At 45.3% G+C, this 12,886-nt stretch carries 12 protein-coding genes, 1 pseudogene and 1 riboswitch; of the genes and pseudogenes, 5 read left to right on the top strand and 8 right to left on the bottom strand.

What is annotated here, in order from left to right; translation table 11 throughout:
• Positions 1-73: 73 nt before the first annotated feature.
• Entirely contained in the window at positions 74-895 is an 822-nt protein-coding gene (locus AAHT65_RS09415) for a manganese catalase family protein (protein ID WP_003328111.1), read from the top strand.
• Between the two features lie 27 nt (positions 896-922).
• On the opposite strand, the gene AAHT65_RS09410 is transcribed toward AAHT65_RS09415, so the two are convergent.
• The 4 genes from AAHT65_RS09410 to AAHT65_RS09395 form a co-directional block, all read right to left on the bottom strand.
• On the bottom strand, positions 923-1,285 hold the full coding sequence (locus tag AAHT65_RS09410; protein ID WP_268476443.1) for a YdbC family protein: 363 nt from the start codon (positions 1,283-1,285) through the stop codon (positions 923-925).
• Positions 1,275-1,619 (bottom strand): cupin domain-containing protein, encoded by a 345-nt coding sequence (locus AAHT65_RS09405; protein WP_343311406.1) that lies wholly within the window; start codon positions 1,617-1,619, stop codon positions 1,275-1,277. Before AAHT65_RS09405 ends, AAHT65_RS09410 begins: the two co-directional genes overlap by 11 nt.
• A gap of 164 nt (positions 1,620-1,783) precedes the next feature.
• Positions 1,784-2,158 carry a glucose starvation-inducible protein GsiB gene (gene gsiB / locus AAHT65_RS09400; protein ID WP_010789649.1) on the bottom strand — a complete coding sequence of 125 codons (375 nt, stop codon included), beginning with the start codon at positions 2,156-2,158 and terminating at the stop codon, positions 1,784-1,786.
• 256 nt (positions 2,159-2,414) lie between these two features.
• Positions 2,415-3,269, bottom strand: coding sequence for an EcsC family protein (locus tag AAHT65_RS09395; RefSeq protein WP_151291241.1), 855 nt, complete (start codon positions 3,267-3,269; stop codon positions 2,415-2,417).
• Positions 3,270-3,338: 69 nt separating this feature from the next.
• Here AAHT65_RS09395 and AAHT65_RS09390 point away from each other — a divergent pair, with 69 nt between their 5' ends.
• The 4 genes from AAHT65_RS09390 (at position 3,339) to AAHT65_RS09375 (ending at position 6,112) form a co-directional block, all read left to right on the top strand.
• Positions 3,339-3,791 carry a DUF2188 domain-containing protein gene (locus AAHT65_RS09390; protein ID WP_343311405.1) on the top strand — a complete coding sequence of 151 codons (453 nt, stop codon included), beginning with the start codon at positions 3,339-3,341 and terminating at the stop codon, positions 3,789-3,791.
• A gap of 99 nt (positions 3,792-3,890) precedes the next feature.
• Positions 3,891-4,148: a GlsB/YeaQ/YmgE family stress response membrane protein gene (locus AAHT65_RS09385; RefSeq protein WP_004430429.1), complete on the top strand. Its 258-nt coding sequence runs from the start codon at positions 3,891-3,893 to the stop codon at positions 4,146-4,148.
• Between the two features lie 241 nt (positions 4,149-4,389).
• On the top strand, positions 4,390-5,667 hold the full coding sequence (locus tag AAHT65_RS09380) for an Nramp family divalent metal transporter (RefSeq protein WP_343311404.1): 1,278 nt from the start codon (positions 4,390-4,392) through the stop codon (positions 5,665-5,667).
• A gap of 178 nt (positions 5,668-5,845) precedes the next feature.
• On the top strand, positions 5,846-6,112 hold the full coding sequence (locus tag AAHT65_RS09375) for a hypothetical protein (protein ID WP_004430424.1): 267 nt from the start codon (positions 5,846-5,848) through the stop codon (positions 6,110-6,112).
• 31 nt (positions 6,113-6,143) lie between these two features.
• Here the strand turns inward: AAHT65_RS09375 and AAHT65_RS09370 are convergent, their stop codons facing one another.
• The 4 genes and pseudogenes from AAHT65_RS09370 to AAHT65_RS09355 all read right to left on the bottom strand — a co-directional run bounded on the left by AAHT65_RS09370 (position 6,144) and on the right by AAHT65_RS09355 (position 12,883).
• Entirely contained in the window at positions 6,144-7,865 is a 1,722-nt protein-coding gene (locus AAHT65_RS09370; protein WP_004430420.1) for a pyruvate oxidase, read from the bottom strand.
• 44 nt (positions 7,866-7,909) lie between these two features.
• Positions 7,910-8,353: pseudogene (locus AAHT65_RS09365) on the bottom strand (NUDIX hydrolase).
• A gap of 98 nt (positions 8,354-8,451) precedes the next feature.
• Entirely contained in the window at positions 8,452-10,272 is a 1,821-nt protein-coding gene (locus AAHT65_RS09360; protein WP_004430413.1) for an APC family permease, read from the bottom strand.
• A 164-nt stretch (positions 10,273-10,436) separates the two neighbouring features.
• Positions 10,437-10,582, bottom strand: a riboswitch (cyclic di-AMP (ydaO/yuaA leader).
• Between the two features lie 186 nt (positions 10,583-10,768).
• Positions 10,769-12,883 (bottom strand): cellulose biosynthesis cyclic di-GMP-binding regulatory protein BcsB, encoded by a 2,115-nt coding sequence (locus AAHT65_RS09355; RefSeq protein WP_343311403.1) that lies wholly within the window; start codon positions 12,881-12,883, stop codon positions 10,769-10,771.
• Between the last annotated feature and the right edge of the window lie 3 nt (positions 12,884-12,886).

Genomic DNA, 12,886 nt, shown 5'->3' with positions numbered 1-12,886 from the left:
CTCTCTTTTTCGTTTGATGCATGTATCTGAGGGGGATATAGAGAGTGATAAAACGAAAAAGGAGATGGGATACATGTTCAAACATACAAAGATGCTTCAGCATCCGGCTAAACCAGACCGGCCAGATCCATTATTCGCTAAGAAAATGCAGGAAATTTTAGGCGGGCAATACGGAGAAATTTCTGTTGCCATGCAGTACTTATTTCAAGGATGGAATACACGAGGTAACGAAAAATATAAAGATTTAATCATGGATACGGCTACCGAAGAGATCGGCCACGTTGAAATGATCGCCACAATGATCGCAAGACTTCTTGAGGACGCCCCGCTTCATGAGCAGGAAGAAGCTGCTGATGATCCGGTAATCGGCTCCATCATGGGAGGCATGAATCCTCATCACGCTATCGTATCTGGACTTGGCGCGATGCCGGAAAACAGTACAGGCGTTCCTTGGAGCGCAGGGTATATCGTAGCGAGCGGAAACCTTTTGGCAGATTTCCGGGCTAATCTGAATGCCGAATCACAGGGAAGATTGCAGGTCGCGCGTCTCTATGAGATGACAGATGATAAAGGCGTAAAAGACATGCTGGCCTTCTTATTGGCACGCGATACGATGCACCAAAACCAATGGCTTGCAGCGATTAAAGAATTAGAAGCGCAGGAAGGCCCTATTGTTCCGGGCACATTCCCTAAAGCTCTTGAAAAGCAGGAATTTTCTCATCAGCTTATTAATTTCTCAGAAGGCGAAGAAAGCGCCAAACAAAACTGGCTGAATGAAGCAGCGCCTGACGGAGAGTCTTTTGAATATGTGAAGGAACCGAAAGCGTACGGAGAGATGCAGACATTAAATCCGGTTCCCCCATATGTGCACAATACGCTTCCTGGCCGGGAGTAAAAAAACAGCCCTGTAATAGGGCTGTTTTTATTGCCTTTGAATCGTCCAGCCCGGTTCGCGTTGAACATTGCTTGTCATGAGAAAGCGCTCTGTGTCGACTGGGGGTTTTTCTTGATACAGTTTGACTTGTATGGAGCGAAATGTGCCTTGCTGCTTAGTGTTAGCGTAGATCCTGTCATGTTCATTGGTCATGAATTCTTCGTATGTTTGTTGATCTTCCCACACGCCAATGACTATTGCAGTAAACATGCCGTTCTCATTTTTTCTCCATCCTCCGGCTTGTTTAATAAATCCATTTACGTACTTTAATTCTTCCCACCTTGACTGCGCTTTTGAAAATGCTTCCTTATGTGCGGCTTCCACTTCACATTTCATTTCTTTAATCAGCATGTTCTGTCTCCGTGATCAGCGTTTCGGCGTGACTATGCTCAATACATAGGTTCACGGTTCTCACATACGACCTTGTGCGGTGAACGGTTCCTTTAGGTACCAGTAATGAGTCATTCGATCTCAAAACCGCCGTTTCTTTGTCTTTAAAATCGATGTACAATTCCCCTTCCAGAATGATGAATAATTCGTCGGACTCCGGATGGACATGCCAGTCATATTCTCCCGTAAATACTGCGAGACGGAGGCAGTGATCATTCACCTCTGAGACTGAAAAATTCGCGTACGTGCCTATTATTTCATTTGCCATGCTGATCAAGTTCTGTATATCCGGCATTTACTTGCATCCCCTTTTTTCATCTATTGTAACGGGGACGGTTGTTTTCATAAAGAATTTTCTGACAACAAAAGAGGTTTTTCAAACACCAAAAAGCGATCTCAGATTAGATCTGGATCGCTTTTTGGGTACAGTTTGTCTGCCTGTTGTATTTACAATGCTGATTAATCGTTGCGATTGTTGTTGTTTCCGCCTTTTGAGCCAATTTCTTGATAGAATTCTTTGTCATGATTTTTGCTAGTGGCTTCTCCGCCTTTTTGGCCGATTTCTTGATAGAATTCTTTGTCATGATTTTTACTAGTGGCTTCTCCGCCTTTTTCACCGATCTCTTGATAGAATTCTTTGTCATGATTTTTGCTAGTGGCTTCTCCGCCTTTTTCACCGATCTCTTGATAGAATTCTTTGTCGTGGTTTTTGCTAGTGGCTTCTCCGCCTTTTTCGCCAATCTCTTGATAGAATTCTTTGTCATGGTTTTTGCTAGTAGTTTCTCCGCCTTTTCTACCTGCTTCTTCTCTACTCATTTTGTTATCTTGTGCCATTTTGAATTCCTCCTTTAATTGGTGTTGCTTGTTGATTTCCCGCTCTCATATCTTTTAAACAAAGAAAACACATTGAATGTGTTTCGGCATGTCCGATAACCTCGGAATCGTTGTCAGGACGGGGGCTCACGAAGGAAAACATCCAGACTGCTCCAATGCTCGCTATCCGTAATTTCAGGTTTCACTCGCGGTGAAAGGACGGCAAAAGCCTATAAAAAAAGCAGCCGGAATTTGGCGTCCGCCTGCTTGGTTTCTTCTATTCTGTTTCTTTCAGCCGTTCCAGAATGCGTCGTTTTTTGTAAAGCATCATGCCCGTTTCCGCGATGCTGTGTAATGCCGATCGATTGGCAGAAGCCCCGAAGACCATGCCCGCCACCGGCACCATTTGAAAGAACTTCTTCCAGCCAAAGGAGTCCCGGTAGCTGTATACGACTTCCCGCCAGCCTTGAATTTGGGAAGCGGCGCTTTTATATGTACGCGAGTCTTGATCATAGTCTTTTAATTCTTTCAGGATTGATTTTTTTCCGACAATGTCGGCTGAGCTGAGCTGCAAACATTTCACGATGAATACCCGCTCTTTTTTTTCTTTAGGGTCATAGCCATAAGCGACCGCGATGTCTTGCAGCGTTTTTAATGATAATCCGAGTACTGCCGGAATATCAGCGGCCAATGTAAATACACCGCCTACGCCTGTTGTGGCTCCTTGAACGGCTGCGGCATTGGCCCGGTTCCGACCCATGCTTTCCGCAATGTCGTCCATAATGGCAAGCGGAGCTTTTTGAACATCTTGAAGCGATTCAATCGGCTCATCAGGCAGCTTCTTTTGAAAGTGCTTGATAATTTGTTTCTCAGATGTGAGGTACTGCCCGCCCGTTTGAATAAAGCTCCCCACTTCATCCAGCAGTGTGCCGATTTTTTTATGGATAAAATCAGGAGTCAGCTTGTCCAGCAGCTGAAATGGGAGGCGGCTGAGCTTATCCCAGAACCAGACTTTTTGCTGTTCCTTTTCCCATTTTTCAATTTCCTTCAATTGTTTTTGAAGATCTTCTTGATGTTCAGTCACCCAACCAGCACTTCCCTTCTTTTTTTCTACTATACAGTATACCTTCATTTTTCCCAGGAACGTTTTCTTTTTACACCTTTGGGTATCATTTTTATAAAAGCTAAAGGAGGGACAGACATGCCTTGGTCAATGAAAGATTATCCGAATTCGTTTAAAAATCTTGATAAGCCTGTGAAAAAAAAAGCGATTGAAATCGCCAATGCCATGATTAATGAGGGCTATGAAGAAGGACGCGCGATTCCGATCGCCACAAGCCAGGCGAAGGAATGGGCGCAGCATGCATCGAAGGATGAAATTGATGATTTCGTTAAACATGATAATGTAACGAAACGGGATCGTGACAGCGACAGCGGCGCCAGACCCGAGCTGATGGACAAAGCCGAGCATGTCATCAAGCATAAAGACGGATGGGCCGTTAAAACGGAAGATGCGAAGCGGGTGACAGAAGTCAAAGATACGAAGCAGGAAGCCATCAGCCGCGCTAAAGAAATAGCTGAAAATAAAGGTACCGAAGTCATCGTTCATAAAGCAAATGGCAATGTTCAAAAAAAGATGGACATGGAGAAATAACAACGGAAAGCGCAAATATGTCAGCAATATGCTTTCAGATGTTTGGAACATAAACAGAACGGCTATTGATCAGTAAATAACCAAGGAGAGGTGAATACCATGCTAGGCTTTTTAGTATCTTTACTTGTTGCAATTGTTATAGGTTTAATCGGAAGTGCGATTGTCGGAAATCGGATGCCCGGAGGAATTATCGGATCTATGATTGCCGGACTTATCGGGGCATGGATCGGTCACGGACTTCTCGGAACTTGGGGTCCAAGTCTCGCAGGATTTGCGATTATTCCCGCCATTATCGGCGCAGTGATCTTTGTTTTCTTATTAAGCCTTGTGTTCCGCGGAATGCGGAAGGAAGCTTAAATTCATTATCAGAAAACTGAACAGCCGGCACCGTTTCTTCAATGGAACGGTGCCTTTATTTTATGGACCTTTATTTAAAGACTTTACATATCATGTTACATATCAGGGAAACATTTTACGGTCAGTTTTTGACAGTCATTGGTTGACAACAGAACCTGATGGTCATATGATGTAGATAAAATAATTTGGACTAAGGAAACTATTTGTTATACGGCAAAAACATGAGAATTCAGGTGATGACATGATGGATAAAGACATCTCAGCACAATCTCCGCGTACGAAAGCAGTACAGGACGCCCTTGACGGAAAAATCAGGGGATTCAGAGGGCTCCTCCCTTTCTTAGGCCCTGCTTTCATAGCGGCTATTGCTTATATTGATCCAGGTAATTTCGCGACAAACATATCAGCGGGCTCTAAGTACGGGTACATGCTGTTATGGGTTATTTTGTTTTCTAATATTATGGCGCTTTTGATACAGTCTCTCTCAGCCAAGCTTGGTATCGCAACCGGCAAAAACCTGCCGGAAGTTGCGCGGGAGGAATTCCCAAAACCGGTTTCCATCGGTTTATGGATTCAAGGGGAGCTCGTGATTATCGCGACCGACCTTGCGGAATTCATCGGCGCAGCTCTTGGGCTTTATTTGCTGTTTGGCATTCCGCTGCTTGAATCGTCTATTATCGCGGCTATCGGTTCGTTCGCGATTTTAGAGCTTCAGCGCCGCGGCTACCGCTCGCTGGAAGCAGGAATCGCCGGCATGCTGTTTGTCGTGGTGATCGCTTTTGCCCTGCAAACCTTTTTCGCAAAGCCGGATGTCGGCTCAGTGATGAAGGGGCTTTTCATCCCGACGTTCCAAGGCACTGACAGCGTGCTGCTTGCCGCCGGAATCCTGGGGGCCACCGTTATGCCGCACGCGATTTACTTACACTCCGCCCTTACCCAGCGGCGGGTAGTCGGCACGACGGATGCTGAAAGGAAAAAGATATTCAGATTTGAATTTATTGATATATTAATAGCCATGTTAATCGCGGGTGCGATTAATGCCAGCATGCTGATTGTGGCCGCTGCACTGTTTTTTAATAACGGATTATATGTAGAAGATCTTGATGTTGCGTTCGACCAATTCGGAAGCCTTGTCAGTCCCATATCCGCCGTGTTATTCGGTATCGGTTTGCTGATTGCCGGGCTGTCCAGCTCATCTGTCGGCACACTTTCAGGCGATGTGATCATGCAGGGCTTTATCCGCTACCGCATCCCGCTTTATGTACGGCGGTTCATCACCATCATCCCGCCGATTATCATTATTGCATCAGGAGTAAATCCGACTTCGGCTCTTGTGCTGAGCCAGGTTGTTCTTTCCTTCGGCATCGCATTCGCATTGATTCCGCTCATTATGTTTACGAGCAATAAGCGGATTATGGGCTCATTAATCAATGCGAAATGGGTGACCATGATTTCTTGGGTGATCGCAGTGTTGATTGTTGCTTTAAACATATTTTTGATTGTGGATACATTACGATAGAAAAAACCGGCCAAAGATGGGCCGGTTTTTTTCTGCCTAAGAGATGATGGCCCGCTCCGTCAATGTGAGCGGCGCATGATCATGGGAGCGTTGCAGATGATGAGTCCGGAATGATATACATGAATATCTTTTTTGGCATAAATTTGTTATGATAAGAGAAAAAATCGGGGTTTTGCATATGTCAGTATTTATCCTCTTTTATTTATGGATCGTACCAATCGTCATCGGCATCTTATGCTCAGTCATCGCCTATAAGGTGACAGGAAAGAAAAAGCTCGTTCCAGGCTTTGTGATGATCGTATTAAGTATTATTTCTTTAATTGTCGGGCTCTGGATCGGCAGTGTTAATTATCATGTCTTTATTGGCGGGATGTTTTTATTCGGGACTCTATTGGTCGGTTCTGGATTCCCTTTCTTTTTTGCGCTTTCGAAAAAACAAAAATAAAACAGGCGTCTGCTATGGACGCCTGTTTTTTTTAGAATAATCGTTTTAAACTTTTCTTCAATGAAGGCATTTCTATTTTTTGATTTTCGAAGAAGTTTTTCAGCATATATTTGCTGAAGCCTTTTGCTTGTCCATATGTGATTTTCCCTGGAAGCGGCGGTTCATTTCCAATGATGGCGTCAATGACAACCGGCTGATTGGAATTGAGCGCTTCATGGAAAGCTGGGGCCAAGTCTTCATGCTTTGTCACTTTAATTCCTTTTGCCCCGCAGCTTTCTGCAAATGCGGCGTAATCCACATTCTGGAGTGTGGTGCCGTAGTCAATATTGCCTTTCACCTGCTGTTCATATTCGATCATGCCTAAGTTTTCGTTATTTAAAATAACGACGGTGATAGGCAAATTATATTTCACGGCGGTCGGCAGATCCTGCATTACCATGGAAAAGCCGCCGTCTCCGCATATGGCGATAGCCTGACGTTCCGGTTCAGCCAAGCTTGCAGCGATGGCACCCGGCAGGCCGCAGCCCATTGTCGCGAGCCAGCTTGAAACGATGAAATCCTGATTCGTCATTTTAAAATGTCGCGCCATCCATACGGTCACTGTGCCCACGTCTACTGATAACACGGCATCATCAGCCGCCGCATCCTGCAGTCTGGCGATGACTTGCTGCGGTTTGAGCGGGTTAGTGGCTTCTGTTTCATCCTTTTCGATCTCATTCCACCAATGCTTCATATGATCTGTGCACGCATTCAGGAATCTTCTGTCCTCTTTGCGTTCGATATACTCTGTTAATTCGCGCAATCCAAGAGCCGCGTCACTGACGATTCCTGCGGTGACCGGATAACGCTTGCCGATTTTCTCCGGATTGGAGTCCAGCTGGATCGCCGGTGTGTCCTCTGGCAAATAATCACGATAAGGAAACGACGTCCCGAGCATGATTAACAGGTCGCATTCCTCCATTGCCTCGTAGGCCGGTTTCGTCCCGATCTGGCCAAGGTTGCCGAGAAAGTGCGGATGTCTGTCAGGCACAACGCCTTTTGCCGGCAGAGTGACGACGATTGGCGCGGCGGCTTTGTCCGCGAAAGTGAGCAGCTCCTGTTTTGCTGATTTCAGCCCTTGCCCTGCTAAAATAATCGGTTTTTTCGCGTTATTAATATATTGGGCGCAAGTGACAAGCTGTTCTTTTTTCGGCTCGATATTCCCTTCAATATACGCCGGTGATGTATATACCGGCTTTTGTTTAATTTTTTCCGCAAAGAGATCGTCCGATACCGTCAAGACCGCAACGCCTTTTTGGCTGTAAGCGGTGCGGATCGCCTGATTCAGAAGATCCGGCAGAGATTCTGCTGTATGTACCTGCTGGTTAAATACCGCCACATCTTCAAACATCTGCTCCAATTTAATTTCTTGAAAATAATCCCGTCCGATTTCATTGGATGATACTTGTCCCGCAATGGCAAGCACCGGAACACCGTCCGCTTTTGCATCGTACAGGCCGTTCAGCAAATGTACGGCTCCGGGTCCCGCGATGGAAAGGCAGACGCCGATTTTGCCGGTGAGTTTAGCCTCAGCCGCGGCAGAAAGCGCAGCCACCTCTTCGTGGCGGGTCTGAATGAATGTCAATTCGTTTCTTTCATGCCTTAACTCTTCAATAAATTCGTTAATGCTGTCTCCGGGAATTCCGTATACATGGTTGACTCCCCATTGTTCTAGCAATTCTGTTACTGCTTGTCCTGCTGTTTTGTGTGACATGCCGTATCCTCCTTTTACCTATTGCATACCACAGGAAGAGTTTGTTAAAACCTAGTGGATACGTTTGATCTGGTGAATTTTTTTCTAAGCAGATCGAGAGTCGCAAGGAAACTGTGATTCGGCAGTACTTTTTTCAGATTCATAGCCTTACTTGTAAAATCATTAATTTGTTCTTTTCGGTTCGGAATCATGAGAGCCGGCAATCGATGGGGATGAAACCATTTTGTGTTTGCGGTTTCTGTACCGTGTTTCAGTGCTTTGCCGCCCGTAATCCTGCTGTTGAAAATATGCTGCACAGCATGAAATTTCGGTCTTTCGTACTCACCTATTTTGTATGAAATGTCAATGATGTGCCCCGTTTCCATTCTTCAACCATCTTGTTCAGCCCTTCCGCCGGGCAAATCCCACAGCGGTACCTCTTTTCGTTTTACAAGTAAAATGCCTTGCTCTTTATTGCATACGACCACAAAAGCTCCTTGTGTTTTCATGATCATCCGCCTTTCACTATCATTTAAACAAATAAATCCAATGTAAAGTTTCACAGAAAAAAAGACCGGGGCAAGTGATCCCCGGTCTCTTTCGTCATTTATTTCTTAAAATGATAAGGCAATGTAGCGACGATGATATCTTTTTTCCAGAACAGCCGGACTCTCAGCAGGAAGGCTGATTGGTTGTGCAGAATCGTATGCCAGCGTTTTTTTGTGATAAATTGCGGAAACAGCACCATAACGGAAAATTGACGCTTTCTCGCTTTTGCTTCTACCGTTTCCAGAAACTTATCGAATGGATGCACCAGACTTCTGTATGAAGAGTGGAGCGTGACGAGGCGGACTCCGTTGTTAAGCTCTTCCCAGCGTTTTTCGACTTTTTTCTCATGTTCTTTATCGAATGAAACGTGCACGGCGATCACTTGGTCTGATAAGGATTTCGCATATTGAATTGATTTTTCCACTACGGTTGTGACACCGGCGATCGGCACGATAACAACCGTTCCTTTAATTTCCTCTGCCGGTTTATTGACGATGCGCAGCTGTTCGCCGACAGAAGTATAATGATTTTTGATCGCAAAAAACAACAGAACGACCGGCGGCATGAATATAAGCACGGGCCAAACAAGATGAAACTTCGTCACGAACAATATCGACAGCACCATAAAAGAAATCGCGGCGCCGGCTGCATTGATCATCATTTTGCCCGCCCAGCCTTTCGGTTTTTGCCTGATCCATTTGACGCACATGCCCGTTTGCGACAAAGTGAACGGAATAAATACGCCGACTGCGTATAAAGGAATTAAATGTTCGGTCTGTCCGCCAAATAAAAGAATGAGCAGGATCGACGCAACGCCGAGAAAGATAATGCCGTTTGAAAATCCTAAACGGTCTCCTCTTACCGTAAACATGCGCGGCATATACTGATCTCTCGCCAAGTTAAAGGCAAGCTGCGGGAAAGCGGAAAAACCCGTATTTGCCGCAAGAATTAAAATAAGTGACGTAACGCCTTGTATAACATAATAAAAACTGTTTCGGCCGAATGTTTCTGCGGCGATTTGAGAGATAACCGTTTCGTTCGGTTTCGGCGCCGTTCCGTATCCGAACGCGAGCAGCGTGATGCCGGTAAACAGAACAGCGAGCAAAATCCCCATCATTGCCAGTGTTTTGGCCGCGTTTTTAGCTGACGGATTTTTAAATGCCGGAATCGCGTTTGAAATGGCCTCCACCCCTGTAAGAGCCGAACAGCCGGATGAAAAAGCTTTTAGTAATAAGAACAGTGTAATTCCGGCGACCGGCGTGCCGATCGGCGTATGGTGGGCAGTGTCGATTTGGCCGGTCGCGAGCTTATACGTGCCGACCGCGATCAAGATGATGAGTGCCACTACAAACAGGTAAACTGGATAGGCCAGAATGGACGCCGACTCGGACAAGCCCCGCAAATTCAAAATCATGATAACGATGACAAGCAAAACAGCAATCGGCAAATGATAATCATGCAATCCGGGAAACGCCGAGGTAATCGCGTCTGTTCCCGCGGAAATGCTGACTGCAACCGTTAAAATGTAATCGACAAGCAGTGATCCGCCTGCGATCAGACCCGGTTTTTCTCCGAGATTTTCTTTTGAAACCATATACGCGCCTCCGCCCTGCGGATACGCGTATATAATCTGTCTGTATGAAAGAATCAGCGCCAGAAGCAAAATAAGAACACCGGCGGCAATCGGCACTGAGTACCAGAATGCGGCCGCACTGACCGCAGCCAAAATAATCAATATTTGTTCCGTTCCGTAAGCAACCGATGATAAAGCATCTGATGAGAGCATGGCCAGCGCTTTTAGCTTTGTCAATTTTTGTTCTCCGGCTGATTGTGATTTTAACGGTTTTCCAATCAAAAATCGTTTGATTGAATGTAACATGAGTGTCTTCTTCCCCTTTACCTTTTAAAATGAACAGTCCCACATTCTAAGTCCCTTTTGGCAATCATATCTCTGTCTTATTTACCATTCGATAAAAGAAAACAGCAAAAAACACAGAGGCAAACGGATGCCCCTGTGCCATAAATCGAACACAGGTTTCATTCATCTCCTCTCATGAACGCTTACGAGGTTAGCTGTCGGATTCGGGCCTATGAGAGTTAGCCCTACCTAAAAAGGATTCACCCCAAGCGGCAAAATGCCGCCGAAATGGGTCCCCCGCTCTGTTTAACAGATTAAGCGATATGTTTTATAAGAGAGATCATACTCCCGTTATGACGGGTTGTAAAGAGGGAAAATGGCTAGAATAAAGAATAAAATTTCTTGTTCCAAAACTGGAATAACTAATCCATTTTTTGTGACATTTTCATATTATACAAGCAGCAATCCATAAGAAGCCGTGAATGGCCATAAAAAAAAGAGGCTGATTCGCCTCTTTTTATGATACGTCCCGCCCTCTGTCATTTTTTCTCTTTCTTCGCCGTGCCGTATACCATATCAAGACTGCGGCTATGACGATGATGGCAGCCAATAAGCTGATATACAAAAGGTCCGGCTGTTTGTCTTGGCCTGTTTTTTCTGTTTCAGAATCATTATTTTTTGATTGCAGCTGCTGGTGGTTTGTGAATATCTGCTGGCTGCTTGTTTCATTGATAACAGTCGCTGTGTCATTGTTGCTGTCCAGAAAACTGATCATTTCTTTTGTGATTGATGCACCTTTCCCCGATAAAGGAGCAAAAACGGCCATGCTGTAACCTGAATCCCATAAAGATGCTTGTGTAAACGCGACTTGTTTTGTCGTTTCATTCAGCATATCGAAGCCCGATACATCATACGTTCCGTTTTTCTCCGTTGGAACGGCAAGGGTTGACGCTTGCCCCTTCAGAAGCGGGAATTGGTTCACGTCGCCGACAAAAATGAGATGGCGGCCTTTTACATCTTTCCCCTGTACTTCTGATGATGTTTTTATCGTGAAGGCTTGCTGGGCGTCGCTGCCAAATGAGTCTGTAAGCAGCGACAATTCTTTCAGTTTTGACACACTTACGCCGTCAGGAAGGATGATCAGCGTCGGATTGTTCCGGTCTCCGGCGTAAGGAAGCGGCCATGCTTGAAAATCGGCTGCTGCCGCTGTATCGCTTTCAGGGAATGACAGCGTGCTACTTTTATCAATAAAAAGCCATTTCTCTTCATCCGTATCTATACACGGGTTGTTTTGTTTTAATCCTGTCGCCACAAATTGTATATCTATGTAGCGGTTCTTCTGCACTAGTTTTGGATCGACTTTCAGTGAGACGTGATAATATCCGGCTTTATCTTCTTTGCCTAACTCATCAAGTCTGACAGAATGCGGCTGTCCGTTAATCATGACTTTCAATTCGGCTGTGCCGCTTCTTGTTTCCGCTTTTTGAATGGTTTCAGATTTTTTCAGCTTAAGCGACAGCTTTGCCGATTGATCTTTATCGTAAACGGCTGTTGTTGGGTAAAAGTAGTGCGGTGATGATGTATTCGCAGACCCGATGGTGATATCATCGGCGCCAAAATTCGCCAGTGTCAGCTCATTGTCCGCTGTTTGTTTATTGTTTTGCAGCTTGTCTATCATTAAGGTTTCGCCGCTCAGCTGTGATGTGTATGTTTGATCGGTGATGACACTGATTTTATCAGCCATCACATGATCTGATTTCGCCGTCACAAACAGAACAGGCTGCTGCTTGTCCTTTGCTTTCAGTATTCTTTCAGCCAGCAGAAGCTTTTTTCCTTCCGGTTTCAAGCCGGCTTGTTCAAGGAGCTGTTTTACCTTGCCGTTCCAATGTTGATCAGCTCCTATGAAAATGGTCGGTTTATCGATTTGTTTCGCTTCTGATTCATTGAGATACGTAATGTTGATCTTGCTGTCTGTAGATTTGAGATAGCCCTCTGTTTTGACGGCTGCTTCAATTTCCGCAGAACTTGGCTTGTCCGGGATGACAATCGCCGTTTCTTCATCAGTATTTCCTGATTGGGCAAAGGGATAAGGAAAATGATCAAGTGTCGCTCCCTTTGATTTACTGTTTTCGGCAAGCATCAGACGGCTGTCAGGATATATTTTGATCCAGTTGCCCGACGTATCCTGCCTGACACAAACGCCCTCTTTCAGTACACCGTAAAAATTCAATGACATGCTGTGATAGCCCTGCGCAGATTGGCTTTTGTTCAATGAAAGCTTCAATGACTTGTGCTTTGATATCCCCTCAAGCTTTAAGGTTTTTACCGGTTCATTATCAATGGCAACGGTTAAAGAAGATGGGGAAATTAATAAGTCAGAGGCCTCATACTCGATCACTAGCTGCTGGTTTTCAGAAGACGCACCCGCCGGAATTTGGTAAGTCAATTCGGAGCTGTCTCTTGATCCGTACAGTGTAATCAAATCACTTGTGAGCGCCTGCTGCTTGGCCTCGGCACGGTCTCCTTTTCCTAAAATGGAACTGTCGACCTGCAGCTCTTGGGACGCGGCAGCCGCACGGCCCTCCATTGCGATCAGCATAAAGGCTGTACATAATACGATTGCTTTTTTCAAAAA

The sequence above is a fragment of the Bacillus atrophaeus genome (assembly GCF_039519175.1).
GTDB classification, from domain to species: Bacteria; Bacillota; Bacilli; order Bacillales; family Bacillaceae; genus Bacillus; species Bacillus atrophaeus.
Note: the sequence above shows the minus strand (reverse complement) of the source record. Positions and strands in the feature narration are given on the sequence as shown.